Annotated in this window: 12 protein-coding genes; 8 read left to right on the plus strand and 4 right to left on the minus strand. The window is 42.5% G+C overall.

The features are described from left to right. Together ACQKMP_RS12430 and ACQKMP_RS12435 are read right to left on the minus strand one after the other, a co-directional pair. Positions 1–1,167: a Ger(x)C family spore germination protein gene (locus ACQKMP_RS12430; RefSeq protein ID WP_427469484.1), complete on the minus strand. Its 1,167-nt coding sequence runs from the start codon at positions 1,165–1,167 to the stop codon at positions 1–3. A 5-nt stretch (positions 1,168–1,172) separates the two neighbouring features. After that, entirely contained in the window at positions 1,173–2,753 is a 1,581-nt protein-coding gene (locus tag ACQKMP_RS12435) for a spore germination protein (RefSeq protein WP_081951163.1), read from the minus strand. A gap of 234 nt (positions 2,754–2,987) precedes the next feature. Between ACQKMP_RS12435 and ACQKMP_RS12440 the strand changes: the two genes are divergently transcribed. Together ACQKMP_RS12440 and hcp are read left to right on the plus strand one after the other, a co-directional pair. Beyond that, positions 2,988–4,388: an MFS transporter gene (locus tag ACQKMP_RS12440; RefSeq protein WP_052404345.1), complete on the plus strand. Its 1,401-nt coding sequence runs from the start codon at positions 2,988–2,990 to the stop codon at positions 4,386–4,388. A 92-nt stretch (positions 4,389–4,480) separates the two neighbouring features. Then, positions 4,481–5,773 (plus strand): hydroxylamine reductase, encoded by a 1,293-nt coding sequence (gene hcp, locus ACQKMP_RS12445; protein WP_042189677.1) that lies wholly within the window; start codon positions 4,481–4,483, stop codon positions 5,771–5,773. A gap of 196 nt (positions 5,774–5,969) precedes the next feature. Here hcp and ACQKMP_RS12450 read toward each other — a convergent pair whose 3' ends face one another. Further along, positions 5,970–6,860: a LysR family transcriptional regulator gene (locus tag ACQKMP_RS12450; RefSeq protein WP_427469485.1), complete on the minus strand. Its 891-nt coding sequence runs from the start codon at positions 6,858–6,860 to the stop codon at positions 5,970–5,972. 166 nt (positions 6,861–7,026) lie between these two features. Between ACQKMP_RS12450 and ACQKMP_RS12455 the strand changes: the two genes are divergently transcribed. Continuing rightward, positions 7,027–7,605, plus strand: coding sequence for a sugar O-acetyltransferase (locus ACQKMP_RS12455; RefSeq protein ID WP_427469486.1), 579 nt, complete (start codon positions 7,027–7,029; stop codon positions 7,603–7,605). Positions 7,606–7,744: 139 nt separating this feature from the next. Here the strand turns inward: ACQKMP_RS12455 and ACQKMP_RS12460 are convergent, their stop codons facing one another. Next, entirely contained in the window at positions 7,745–8,218 is a 474-nt protein-coding gene (locus ACQKMP_RS12460; RefSeq protein ID WP_042189671.1) for a hypothetical protein, read from the minus strand. A gap of 270 nt (positions 8,219–8,488) precedes the next feature. Between ACQKMP_RS12460 and ACQKMP_RS12465 the strand changes: the two genes are divergently transcribed. The 5 genes from ACQKMP_RS12465 to ACQKMP_RS12485 all read left to right on the plus strand — a co-directional run bounded on the left by ACQKMP_RS12465 (position 8,489) and on the right by ACQKMP_RS12485 (position 14,481). Next, a complete protein-coding gene (locus ACQKMP_RS12465) occupies positions 8,489–9,766 on the plus strand; it encodes a hypothetical protein (RefSeq protein ID WP_231573303.1) in 1,278 nt (425 codons plus the stop codon). 122 nt (positions 9,767–9,888) lie between these two features. Further along, positions 9,889–10,299: a DUF6855 family protein gene (locus tag ACQKMP_RS12470; RefSeq protein ID WP_042189670.1), complete on the plus strand. Its 411-nt coding sequence runs from the start codon at positions 9,889–9,891 to the stop codon at positions 10,297–10,299. Between the two features lie 182 nt (positions 10,300–10,481). Then, the gene (locus ACQKMP_RS12475) at positions 10,482–12,014 is read left to right on the plus strand and encodes a flavocytochrome c (RefSeq protein ID WP_427469487.1); all 1,533 of its coding nucleotides are present in this window, start codon (positions 10,482–10,484) and stop codon (positions 12,012–12,014) included. Between the two features lie 155 nt (positions 12,015–12,169). Beyond that, entirely contained in the window at positions 12,170–13,777 is a 1,608-nt protein-coding gene (dcuS, locus tag ACQKMP_RS12480) for a DcuS/MalK family sensor histidine kinase (RefSeq protein ID WP_076286517.1), read from the plus strand. Further along, a complete protein-coding gene (locus tag ACQKMP_RS12485; RefSeq protein ID WP_427469488.1) occupies positions 13,774–14,481 on the plus strand; it encodes a response regulator in 708 nt (235 codons plus the stop codon). The genes dcuS and ACQKMP_RS12485 overlap by 4 nt, the downstream gene beginning before the upstream one ends. Positions 14,482–14,658: the final 177 nt, after the last annotated feature.

Consider the following 14,658-nt stretch of genomic DNA (forward strand, 5'->3'; position numbering starts at 1 on the left):
CTACTCCTTTGTCCCGAATATTGTACCTGAGTTCATACCAGTGCTTAACACTTTGACTTCAACATTGATATCGAATTCAGTCTGAGCAATCTTTTCCTTCCATACCGGCTCTAATTGTTTCCACTGTTGCGGATTTCTTTGATAGATCTGATTACCAATTCCAAGTGCATCTACTTTTTTTGTTTTAAAAAAATCGGTAGTATGTTTCACCTGCTGTTCTACCTGAGCTACAATTCGCTGTTCAAATTGTTTCATGTCTTTAGATGTTTTTAAATGTGAACAGCGTAATTCTCCGATTGTACCTTCAATTGCAATTTTTACACCGACGGAAACAGAACCATTGTTCACAGTTGGAGTAAGTTTACTGTTGAAGGTGAGCACTTCAAGAGATTCCTTTTTTCGCAGCGCATTTTCGGTCTCATTGGTGCAAGGGAATTCTAAGGCTCCATAGATATATCTGTCCATCAGCATCATGAACGCCTCAGTATCTTTCTCCTTCAGAAGTTCTACCATTTTCCCGTCTTGTATTAGCGCTAGTCCTGATATTATTGCTTTATTATCTACACTGGTCTTATGCAGGTAAGGTAGAACAGAAGTGTTGGAGGGACTGCACATTTGAATAGCCAGCTCATAGAGAGGGATTTTGGAAGTTTTTGCGGCATAAAGAGCACCACTCGTTTCCATTCTCTTATACTGTTGACCAATGGTTTGTTCAATAAACGGACTTACATCTAAAAAAGGCGCCGCCGCTTGTTCAGCAATGAGGGGAAGAACGGTACCACGTGGCTCTTGATCCCTAGAGAAAAAATCAAGCACTTCCCTTATGTTCAAGTTTCTAGCTAATTGTTCACCGATTAAAATGACACGCATATGATCCCATTTGGCTTTTCGGCCGAATTTTGCAGGGATCTCTCGTATGGCTTCAAAAAAGGTCTCTCCACTCGTTGAAATATTAATCCCCTTGGACGCTGGATTCCCTGACTGCCCCATTTCAATTTTGGTGGAAGGATTATAGAAATGAGTCGTTATCATAAAACGGTCATCTTCACCTTGGTCAATGGCTACTGCTTGTACATACCCATACTCGTCAAGTTCTTTATTATCCCAGCATCCGCTAGTTAGGCTGAGAACAAGAAGGCAGATTAGCATGATAGTAAGTCGTTTCACTATATCTACTTCCTTCCTGAAGTCTTTTTATATAAATGACGACTACGAGGTGAATGAAGCAGTAGCTTTCTCGGCAGAACGAAAATTGAAAAACGTACTTTTTTAAGGTCAAGTGGAGCCAACGAGTCTAAATACGGCTCACCTAATGAACGCAAGGTAGTCAGATGAAGATAAATCAGTATAAAACCAACCATGATCCCAAGCCCTCCGAACGTTGCCGCAAGAATCATTAATGGAAACCGCAAGATTCGCAGTGCAATGGCCATATTGTATTGAGGGAGCGCAAAAGAGGCAATCCCCGTTAAGGCGACGACAATAACCATAACCGGAGAGGCAATTTGCGATTGTATAGCTGCTTGTCCTATGACCAATGCACCAACAATGCTGACGGCTGACCCGATCGGTCTAGGTAAGCGTATGCCTGCCTCTCTTAATAGCTCAAAGAAAAATTCCATGATCAATGCCTCGATCAAGGCAGGAAAGGGAATGCCTTCGCGCGTGTTAAGAATGGCAAGTAGCAAAACAGTGGGAATTAGTTCGGAATGGAAGTTAGATAACGCAATATAGGTGCTAGGCAATAACAGCGCGATAATGAAGGCAGCCACTCTAATCAACCGTATTAAAGATGAAAAAATGGTTCGGTAGTAATAATCCTCGCTATTCGTAAAAAATTCCATGAAATTTCCAGGACATATCAATATGGAAGGACTTCCGTTTACCATAGCAATAATTTTCCCGTCAAGTAGAGCGGTTATAGCTGTATCTGGTCGTTCTGTGTAGCGGACTTGTGGAAAGGGAGAGTAGAGAGAATCCCCGATCCACTCTTCGAGATAGGATACGTCAATAATCTCTTCCTTTTCGATATCAGCTATGCGTTGCTTGAACTGTTGTAATGTTTCTGGTTTCACTACTCCATCCAGGTAACCAAAGGACAACGTTCTTTGAACCTGCTTACCGGAAGTGAAGAATTCAAACTTAAGATTAGTAGTCTTTAATAAGCTACGAATAACACCAATATTACGCTCCAAGCTTTCTATAAAGCTGATGTGTGGGCCCTGTACGGTTGGCTCAGTAATAGGCTCAGAGGTTTGACGCTGCTCAACATCAAGGGCATAATATGCGACTGCTTTCTGCCAGCCATCAAAGAGAATTACAACCTTTCCGTCAAGAATTCCCTTAACGGCCTGATTGATATTGTCCATCAATTCAAGGAGTGGGGAAGTAACCCCATTTTGTTCAAAGAAAGAGATGACATCTTTAACATTTACATCTGAGGTGGGACCTAGCTCATGCGGAACAAGATTTTGCAAAGTATCTTTAAAATGATTTGTAGGGTCAGACTTGGTAAGTGTATTGAAGTAGATTGCCAAGGCTTGATAGCTAAGATCAGGGCCATAATTCCAAGGGATAATCTTTAGATCTGAACAATTGGCAAAACAATCGCTAATCATCTGCAAATTGTCCTCGAGAGATTCAGAGATGGCATGGGACAAAGGATCCTTGTTTGAAAGCTCATTTTTGGTTTCTGTTTGTGGATGCAGCTTAGGATTTGCCGGAGGTATCTTGGGGCTGAAAAATTTCCGCATGCAGTTCTCCTTAATAAATTAGATGTTAAGTGATTTTTATCTTCTCCCTGATTTAGGAATTTATTCTAGGTAGGTGTGTGCTTTAATCTGAATGCAAATTTAGATTGATCAGATTGCTTTTTCACTAATGGAGCTTGATTCTCATATCCCATCTTTATGGGATTGGTCCTGGCAATGGATCTACTTATAATTGTTAGTAATTCTTAGACAAATATGAGTGGGGACGGGATCAGCATGAATGTTGCAAAAAATACAGAGCTAGCGGGCACCCGCAGGCGGCGGTTGGGTATGATGGCGGCTATTTGTATGGGAGCTTTTATTTCCCATTTTACAGCCGGAATTATGAATGTATCGCTTCCTTTTTTTATAAATCATTTTCAGACGGAGCTTGCAAAGGGTTTGTGGATCACAACAGGGTACCTACTAGTGATTACTGCGCTTCTCCCTGTGATGGGAAAACTGGGTGATCGTTATGGGTTTCGCCGCATTCATAATCTCGGATATGTGATTTTTACAGTTGGTTCGATCTTGGTCGCTTTTTCACCTAATCTGCCAATATTGCTTACGCTTAGAGTTGTGCAGGGAATAGGCGCTGCGATGTTCCAAGCAACGAATATTGCGCTCATCACCATCCATATGCCGAAAGAGAAAAGAGGACATGCACTCGGAATTCTGAGTACGGCTGTCGCACTGGGCGGGATGACAGGCCCTATTGCGGGAGGGTTGATTGCGGAGTGGCTCAGCTGGCAGTGGCTATTTTTGATCCATGTTCCTGTGGCAATTGTGGCTACAGTTATGGCTTACCGGTACATTCCGAGCCGTGTGCAAGATCGTAAGCCGGGAACAGTCAGCATCGTGGGGGCTAGCTTGTTCATGGTATGGATCACCTTGCTTCTTCTCGTGATAACAAATGGGAGCAAGTGGGGCTGGGTGTCTAAGCAGACGATGGCGAGTTTGATGGGGGTTATCCTGCTGTTGGTCACGTTTCTATTATGGGAACGGACGCAAAAGACAACTTTTCTACCTCTTCGGGCGCTGAGAATTCCTGCTGTGGCGGGTGGCTTGATCGTTAGCTGTGCCTCTTTTATTCTTTCTAATACCTTGCTTGTCCTTATTCCATTTTATTTGATGGGAGCAGCGGTTCAGTTTTCGTCCTCCACGACCGGTTACATTATGGCGGCTTATCCCATTGCATTGGCCTTTGCAGGTCCTCTTGCAGGCTACTGGTCCGATCGTTATGGTTCTCGTCGGCTGATGCTTATGGGGCTGAGTGCTATGGGAGGCGGGTTCGTCCTGTTGCTAGTATTTTTAGAGAATATCCCGGTCTATGGAATCGCTGCGATTCTATGTCTTATTGGACTTGGGATGGGGCTCATTGCTTCTCCGAATAATAGCTATATTATGCAGCAGACGCCTAAGGAACACGTAGGTTCAATTGGAGGAATAATTGCCTTAACACGAAATGCGGGGATGGTGTTTGGTTCAGCACTTGGACTTGGCATGGTGGGTGGAGAGATAGGGCAGGAGAATCAGCTACAGGCGTTCAAAATGGTTTTTGGGATTAATATTTTCATTTGTATAGGCGTTATTATAATGATGGTTGTTATCAATAGACGGCCATTTAAATCTGCTTGATCTAAAAAAATGTGTGTGTAATCACAACTCAAGGTTTGGTGTTCTGTTACGTTTGAGTAACGAAAGATTATCTAGATATGGAGGATAACAATATGTTTTGTTACCAGTGTGAACAGACACCGACTGGCGGTTGCACCGTTGTTGGTGTATGCGGCAAAAATGAAACCATTGCGAGTTTACAGGACACGATGATTTTTGCCTTAAAAGGAATTGCAGCTTATGCAACACATGCTCGGCAGCTAGGATATAGCGATCCTGAGGTGGATCGTATTACCCACGAAGCTTTGTATATGACCTTGACCAATTCCAACTTTAATACGCAGGAGCATTTGGAGATGGCGATGAAGGTTGGAGATGCGGCGGTTCGTGTCATGGATCTGCTGGATCGTGCGCATACGGATCGCTTTGGGATTCCACAACCAATCACAGTTAGCCAGAATAAAATAGAAGGTCAATGTATTGTGGTGACAGGGCATAACTTGTATGCACTCGAGGAATTGCTGCAGCAGACGGAAGGAAAGGGCATCAACATCTATACCCACTCGGAAATGCTACCTGCCCATGGCTATCCTGCGCTCAAAAAGTATAAACATCTGAAAGGCAACATCGGCAAAGCTTGGTACGATCAACGCAGACTTTTCGAGCAGTTTCCTGGTGCGATTCTTGCAACTACAAACTGTGTGATGCCGATTAAGGGTACGTATGCAGACCGCTTTTTCTCATATGAAGTAGCAGGACTAGAAGGTGTAGCGAAAATCACGAATGACGATTTCTCCCCCCTGATTAATCGTGCATTGTCATTACCTGCGGCTGATGTAGAGTCAGATCTGGTACTTACGACAGGATATCATCATGAAACAGTAATCGGGCTGGCACCAGAGATCATTCAGGCTGTCAAAGATGGGCATATCCGCCGGTTTTTCGTTATTGCGGGTTGTGACGCGCCAGGTAAAGGTGGGAATTACTACCGCGAGTTGGCGACATCCTTACCGAACGATACCGTCATTTTAACCACTTCTTGCGGAAAATTCCGCTTTAATGACGTAGATTATGGAACTGTTGGAGACACAGGAATTCCGCGTTATATTGACCTTGGGCAATGTAATAATTCTGGTTCTACGGTGAAGATTGCTTTAGCTCTGGCTGAGGCATTTGATTGTACGGTGAACGAGCTACCTGTCAGCATCGTGCTGTCCTGGTTTGAGCAAAAAGCGGTAGCGATTCTGCTGGGTTTGTTCAGTCTTGGCATTCAGGATATTCGTATCGGACCGAAACCGCCTGAGTTTATCTCGGATGGGGTGTTGGATGTGTTGGTAGAGCTTTTTGGGTTAAAGTTGATTACCACTGCCGAGGAAGATATGAACGCGATGTTGGCGTTATCGTAGGTTAATATGGGTGCTTAACACGTGAGACATATGGAGTGCTGTGTATCATTGGTTAGGGTACAATATTTAATATCGCAAGACTAAGCTCAAGCTGAGAAAAAAGCTTGAGCTTTTCTTGCGTTTTGAAGACAAGCTAACATACAAACACATGTTACGATTGGGGGGGGGATCGCTTTTCCAGGGTTATTGTCTACAGTTATGAATTATATATTTTTATATTGTTTCGTAGCTGAGCTAAAAATTTATTTGCTGCATTAGAAAACACTTGATGTTTTTTCCAGATAATATTTAAATTAGCCTCTAATTTGGGGTTTAAAGGTTTAAAGCAAAGCTTGCTATCTCCTGATGTATTAATCAGTTTATCCAAGCACAATGCATATCCAATATTTTCTTCTACCATTCGTGCAGCATTGTAAAGTAGATTATAAGTTGCGACAATATTGAGATCCTCGATATTCGCTCCAAACCATCCTGTGAATTCGTTACTGACAGCAGTTTGACGTGAAATTAACAGTGGTTTATTTATTAAATCTATTGGCTGGATGAACTGCTTGTACGCTAGAGGACTATCTTTGCGCATTAAAACACCCCAAACATCAGTAGCAGGTAATTTTATATAATCATATTTTTGTTTATCTGTGGGTTCTATGACAATGCCAAAGTCTAATAATCCACTGTCTAACTTACTAGTAATATCGTCAGCATTACCACTGTATAAATCAAATCGAATACTTGGATAATGTTCAAGTAATTCTTTTGATGCTTTGGCAATGAAATTCATAGCTTCTGTTTCACCACCACCAATGTAAATTTCTCCGCTAATCAGTTCTTTTGATTCTTTAAAACTGACTTCGGTTTTATCTACTAGCTCAACGATTTCCTTCGCTTTTTGAAATAAGTACTTCCCTTCATCTGTTAAAGTAATTTTCCGATTACCTCTTTCAAATAAAGTTGCTCCTAATTCCATTTCAAGGTCTTTTAATTGTCTTGATAATGTAGGTTGGGACAAATGCAGCTGTTTTGAAGCAGCCGATATATTCTCTTCATTCGCTACAGCAATAAAATAGCGTAATACACGAATTTCCATAACAGTCTCCTTATTATATCTATGCTTAAAAGGCATAAGAATGTATTTGGTATAAGTATTAGTCATTTGAATCATATCAACTTATGATGTGAATGAAAAGGTTGAACTCTAAACATATGAACCTCATTATCAGAAGTATAATTAAATTGGGCTGGTGATTTTAAAAATGGAGATGAAAGAATTTATTAATTTTTGTAAGAAGGGAAATTCAATTTCGGGTGAGGATAAAGAATTGCATGGATTATTAACTCAATGCAGTTATCAAGCTCAAAAGATCACAATGGAATTGAATACATCCTATCATTCAAAAGAAGAAATAGTGGAGATTTTTAGTGAACTTACAGGCAATAAAGTTGATTCGTCGTTTATGTGTTTTCCGCCGTTTTATACAGATTTTGGGAAAAATATCACTGTAGCGAAGAATGTGTTTTTCAACATAGGCTGTTCCTTCCAAGATAGAGGTGGAATTAATATAGGGGACGGTACAATGATTGGTATGAATGTCACGATTGCTACTCTTAATCATGGGTTACCTTTAGAAACGAGAAATGTAACCTATCCCTCTCCAGTTATCATTGGAGACAATGTATGGATTGGGTCAAACGCTACCATACTGCCCGGGGTGACGATTGGAGATAACTCTGTTGTTGCGGCAGGAGCAGTTGTCACTAAAGATGTTCCAGCGAATACTGTCGTTGCAGGAGTACCGGCAAAAGAGCTTAAAAAAATTATTAACAATTTGTAATACATCTTAAAAACTCAAGCGTAATGCCGCTTGAGTTTTTTCATGCAAGTATATTGCATTTCGTTGGTAGGTAATCCAGGCACACAAGCCAAATCGATCATAAAAAAGATTCCCATCAGTGATTATTGGCGGGATATTGTTATATAATCAACCCCATTTCACGGAGTCTATCTTTAATTTTCTTTATACGAGCTTCTTTTTCGGTAGCTTCAGTTAATACCACCACAGATGTTTCGTTATACTTCTTTATAATCCTCTTTAAAGTTAATTCTTTCATATCCTTTTTACTCTGCATTGTAACACGAGGGACAATGGTATGGTTTTCTATGGTCTTGGGATCTGCAGAAATTCGTTCTAGTAAACGAAGTAGAAGCATCAGTCTTTTGTGTCCCAACCTCGGAACTTGGTATAGTTTTTTCCACGTGGAATTTAGTAGATGATCAAGGTTTATATATCCCTTGCAGTATAGAGCATTTATGAGGCCCGTTAAATTTGGTCCCTGCTCTTCTGCATAAGCAACAGTTGCAATACAAGCAATATCCTTACTATAAAGATGCGCTGGAAGTGGGAAAAATTGTATTAATGCCGCATTTCCATCGATGATGTCATTCATGATGATTTACCTCCATTAAAAATTTTTAGTTATTATTCACGTATAGAATTCTGGTGAAGGTTGTGCAAAATATTATTACACTCTGCATTATTAAAACCCAAGCTACTGATCATTTTCTGAACATCACCAAAGCCCATTGCATGAGCATGTAGTATATTCAGAAGATTTTACTATTTAATAAGTAACAATCGACTCCAATATTCGCTGCTGCGCTTCGTAATCAACGCTAAGTAATGGTATGATGTAGGCATCAATTTTATGGGGTGCACTATGATGGATATTCGAATCAAAGAACTGCTTGATGCTACACAGCAAAAATATGGATTGGACAACTACTACTTACACTCTCATGAAATTTATCGCGACGTTACGATACTGGGAGAGACCAACTATTTTCTTAGTATGGAATGGTTTCCTGCACATATGAAGGAATGGAAGGGCGATTACAATCCGGAAGGAACTGCCGTCATCACGATTGACCTACAATCCCGCAACTATAAAAGTGTGATTTTTGTTGGCGGGATATCTTATGCGAATGGGACACCATTCCAAAATATAGATTTTAACGGAGTCATCCGGTGGATTGAAGATGAGGCAAGGATTGTATACGGTAAACAATTTCACTTAGAGAAGGAACAGATTGGAGAATATCATTTTATTGAAAAAATAGGTAGCATACCAGTCACTCCTGGTGGACGGATCGAGCTTCGCTTCGATGCGGAAGGCAGGCTTGTTTTTTACAGTGTATATGGCCAGTTTCCTTCCAGCTCCCTTGTGCATAAAGAGAACTATACTCTCACACTTCAAACGATAGAGCCACAGGCGAGGAAACAACTACAGCTTATAGAATATCCGGTGTACGAGACGAAGCAACTCCTGCCGATCTATGGGATAGAAGAAATCTACATTACAAATGACGGAACAACCACCATCCCGTTTGAGTTTATATCAGGTACAAGAGCACGACTGAATATTGATCAAGTAATCCATTGGGAGCAACAGAATACGGAGCTGGAGCCGTTCGAAAGGACGGAGATACGTCTACTTGAGGTTGTTACCATTGAGCAGGCAATAGCTAGTGAGCCGCATCCGGACTCATTTCCTATCACAGACGCAGAACAAGCCGAATGTATAGCCGCAGTCGAAGCTGGTTTAAGCCAGCTCTTTCCGGATGAATCCGGAGAATGGATGTTGAAGACTTTTCAACGGGAAAGAGGACATATTCAGGCAACACTGAGGATGAAGGCGCCAAGTAATCGTATATTCCAGCGTAAGATCCTCCTGTTCATCGATGTGCAGAATTATAAGGTTATAAATTATATGGATAACAAGCCAATGCTCGATATGTTTGATGAGTTCAAGAGCGAAGAGGGGATTTCTGTAAGCCATGACGAAGCTTATGACAAGCTCAAGGGATGGTTCGAATTAACACCCGTCTATGTGTATGATCCTGGGCAGAAGAAGTATGTGCTGTGCGGGAAGTTAGATTGTAATTATGCTGTGAAGGCCACTAGTGGAGATGTGGTGGAGTTGAGTAGTTTGGAATGATAGTGCAAGCTTTCTTATACTGAGTAGGACGAATAAAGGTAATGAAGTATAGTAAGGTGATGCAAATATAATAAAATGAGTAGAACTTACTAATTTTGTGAGCTACTTTGGGAGTTGAAAATATGACGACAGCTACAGGAACCAAGGAAAATCCTTGGAAGTTAAAGACACCACCGCAAACATCCGAGTATGAAATGTATAAGGTCGAAAAAGACGGTAAAGAAATTATAGTTTGCACTGTAGGGAAAACGGTTTTGCATTATGACTACCGCTGTATTGAAGATCTGCACGCCATGCTTATACAAAATGGTGATTGGATGGAGTTAGGAAGTGCTGATGAGCAAAAACCAGCAAAAGAAGGTACCGTTGAAGCATGGGGGCGTTCACCTGAAAACCCTGTCGGCGGTTGGTATGGATTAAAGAAGGGACTTCGGGGGCGATTCGGAATGTATATCCCACCGTTGCTCGAAGAATTGGGTCTTGCGGAAGTAGAGCATAATCCAAGAAACAATCGGATGAAAGCGATCTTGTAAACGAAGGAGAGCCTAAAGGCTCTTCTTTTTTTGAGCCATGCCCCTAACCGGTGGTCTTTCGTACACATTGCAGTGATTAATTTAGTTACAAAACGTTTTTTTTAGTTACATAAACTTTCAAGAGCAGGGCCTTTGCCGTTAAGCTGATTGTAAAAATATTCACAAGGGGGCAAAGCTATAACATGAATAAAAAAGTAACCACTGCTCTTATTCTCGTTCTCTCAGTCATGCTTGTTATCACAGGATGTGGCAATAGCAACAGCAGCAATGGAAACGGGAACAAGAACACCAGCAAGATCAACGAGACAAAGGAAACTGAAGCCGTTTCGGGAGCATCCAAAGCTAGCTATACACCGTACGATCAACTAAAAGATAAATATGACATCATCATTATCGGTGCAGGCGGTGCCGGAATGTCTGCTGCTCTTGAGGCGAGAGCAAAAGGTATGAACCCGGTTATTTTTGAAAAAATGCCGGTTGCCGGCGGGAATACAACAAAATCATCTTCGGGAATGAATGCTTCTGAAACGAAATTCCAAAAAGAGCAAGGTATTGAAGACAGCAATGATCTGTTTTATGAAGAGACCTTAAAAGGTGGCCACGATACGAACGATAAAGAGATGCTTCGTTTCTTCGTAGACAATTCCGCAAGTGCGATTGATTGGCTGGATTCTATCGGGATTAGATTGAATAATATCACGATTACAGGCGGGATGAACGAAAAACGTACACACCGTCCTGAAGATGGCTCTGCAGTAGGACAATACCTTGTCAAAGGTTTGGTGAAAAACGTACAAGAACAAGGCATTCCCCTTTTTGTTAACGCCAATGTCAAAGAAATTACCGAAAAAGACGGTAAGGTCAATGGCGTCAAAGTCATCTTTGACCAAACGGAGGAGAAAACGATTACAGCGTCTGCTGTCGTGGTGACAACCGGCGGTTTCGGCGCTAATCTAGATATGATTTCAGGAGTCAGATCTGATTTGGAGGGGTATGTTACCACCAACCAGCCGGGCAGCACCGGTGACGGTATCAAGATGATTGAGAAGCTCGGCGGTACCACAGTCGATATGGATCAAATCCAAGTTCACCCGACTGTGCAGCAGGAAAAATCCTATCTCATTGGGGAGGCTGTTCGTGGGGAAGGAGCGATCCTGGTTTCAAGTGTGGGCAAACGTTTCACAAACGAACTGGATACAAGAGATAATGTCACCGCTGCAATCAATAAGCTTCCTGAGAAATCTGCGTTTCTTGTATTTGATTCCGGCGTAAAATCTCGCGCTAAAGCGATTGAACAATATGAAAAAATGGGCTTCGTTATCCAAGGAGATTCGATCGAGGCTTTGGCAATAAAAATGGACGTACCGGCAGATCAGTTGAAAACCACACTGGACAGCTGGAAAAGCGCGGTGACGAATAAACAGGATGCCGACTTCGGCAGAACAACCGGAATGGATAATGACTTGTCCGGCGCGCCATATTATGCAATTAAAATCGGCCCGGGAATTCACTACACGATGGGAGGCGTGAAAATCAACACCAACACAGAAGTTTTAAATAAAGACGGACAGCCGATTCCAGGCCTTTTTGCAGCAGGAGAAGTTACCGGAGGCTTGCATGGTCAAAACCGGATCGGCGGTAACTCTGTTGCGGAAATCATTATTTTCGGCCGCCAAACGGGTATAAAATCCGCTGAATTCGTAAAAGCACAATAAGTTATCCTCCTGCCTCTTTTCGGCTAGGCAAACAAACGCTTGGGCTCATCTTAGCCATGCGTTTGTTGTTTTATTATAACGGTGTAGCGTATAAGGTCATAGCCATCCTTGCACGTATACGTTAGAATGAAGAAAAATTTCCGGAGGGACAGCTGATGAAAATTGGCAAACATACACTTCGGCTGCAAACAACAATTACTTTGATGATTGGTGCAGTTCTTATCATAATGCTGCTAGTGGTCTATGTGCTATTTAGTATAAAGGTTTCCTCACAAACAAAATCCTCGTTGGAACAAAAGGCTGTGATCATTTCCCGTACGTTATCGCGTAACCCTCTAATTATTGAAGCGTTAAACAAATCACGCAGCTCGTCTGAATTGCAAAGCTACACTGAGGAAATCCGATTGTTGAATAATGTGGAATTTGTTGTGGTCATGGATATGAATGCGATCCGATATTCCCATCCGGACAAGGACAAAATTGGTAAGCATTTTATCGGTGGCGACGAAGCCGCAGTCTTGCAGGGGCAGGAAAGCATTTCGGAAGCCGAGGGTTCTTTGGGCCCATCTGTAAGAGCGTTTTCACCTGTCTTCTCTGCAAGTGGGAAACAATTAGGAGCGGTGGCAGTAGGGATATCACTGGGAAACATCAGACTTGCCATAAGAGAGAACGTGGGAATCCTTTATTGGGGATTGCTTATAGGCAGTCTAATAGGGGCTGCGGGAGCATTTCTGCTGGCACGTGTTATCAAAAAAATGATGTTTGGCATGGAACCGGCCGCTATTGCTAAGCTTTTGGAAGAGCGTAACTCCATGCTACAGTCAGTTAGGGAGGGAGTCATTGCCGTTGATAAAGAGTCACGTATTACTTTGATTAATACAGAAGCCAGGCGTTTGCTTGCAGCCATTGGCATGCAGGATGATCCCTTGAACCAGTCGGTAGAGAGCTTTTGGCCATCACTGCGGATGAATACAGTGCTCAAAACCGGTGAAGCCAGCCAGGACTTGGAGGTGGAGCATAGCGGTGTTACGTTACTGGCAAACGTGGTTCCCATTCATGTAAAGGGAGCTGTAGAAGGTGCAATTGCCACATTCCGTGATAAGACGGAGATCAGCATACTTATGGAAAGGTTATCTGGCATCTCCTTATATGCTGAGGCATTGCGTGCCCAGGCGCATGAGTTTATGAACAAGCTGCATGTAATATTAGGATTAACACATATGAAAAGGTATGATCGGTTGGAGGCGTATATAACAAGTACTGTCACAACAACACAGGCAGAGATGGGAACGGTGGTGAGACAAGTGAAGGACCCTGTGATGGCGGGATTTCTATTGGGTAAGCTGAGCCGGGCCAGAGAAGCCGGAGTTCGGCTGGTGCTTCTGGAGGATGGGGTTCTGCCGGAGCCTAGCGATCCGGAACGCTCCTGCCAACTCATTACGATAGTCGGTAATCTTTTGGATAATGCAATGGAAGCGCCGGAAGGTAGAGGCAGCAAATATATTCATTTCAGCTTTCAATATCAGGATAAGACGCTGATAGTTACGGTTAGCGATAATGGAAGCGGTATCCCAGATGAGAAATTGCCGCTTATTTTTCAACAGGGGTATTCGACAAAAGGAAATGACCGAGGCATCGGCTTGTATCTGGTTGAGCGGAGCCTTAAAGCTATGGGAGGTAAGATTGTTTGTGAAACAGGAAAGGGAGAAGGGACTCGATTTACGGTTAGTTTACCCTATCGAGCAAAGAGTGATGGTCAATGATTAGTGTATTGATTGTAGAAGATGATCCGATGGTAGCCGAGATGAATAAATTCTATCTGGAGCAAGTGGAAGGTTTTCAGTGTAAAGGCTGGGCAAAATCAGTGGGTGAAGCTCTGATCAAATTGGCAGATGAGTCTTTCGAGCTGATTCTGCTGGATATTTACATGAAAGAGAGCAATGGATTGGAGCTGCTGTCCGCTCTCCGTCGAGGCAGTAAACGAATAGATGTGATTATCATTTCAGCTGCGAGCGATAAGGACAGTATCCGAGACGCGCTTCAGAACGGTGCAGTCGATTACCTTATCAAACCGTTTGAGTTTCAACGCTTTCTCGCAGCCCTTTCCGCCTACAAGGAGCAGAATTTTCTGTTCCGCAATCAGGATTCCCTGGATCAGTCTGAACTAGATAAGCTAACCGGGTATAGGAAAGAGCCCTCGGCCGTTCAGGATTTATCCAAGGGCTTTACCCGGCATACATTGCGGACGGTCTGGAAAGCGGTGGAGACCCATAATGCAAATTCCTTTAGCACTGAAGAGATTGCAGTTAGTTCCGGAATCTCGCGGGTTTCGGTCGGGAAATATCTTGCCGTCCTCGCAGATATGGGAGCGCTGAACAGTGAATTGAACTATGGCACCATAGGAAGACCTGTACAGCGATATCGCATGTCTTCCCGCGGCAGTTCTGTGATTTCTAAATTCATATAATTTTTTGGAGTGGGCCGCCGGTTCCGTGTTTTATAAGGAATCGGCGGTTTTTGATTGCCTATTTTTGATAGCGCTTACTTTAATAATTTTTATAATTCAATCAATAATTACGTAAAAACAAAAGCGCTTTCATTTCCGCTACTATAAGGCTAGAAAAGAGTTTAGGAGGAAATGAAA

Origin of the sequence: Paenibacillus sp. NPDC101420 (assembly GCF_050277435.1) — a bacterium.
Lineage (GTDB): Bacteria > Bacillota > Bacilli > Paenibacillales > Paenibacillaceae > Paenibacillus_AQ.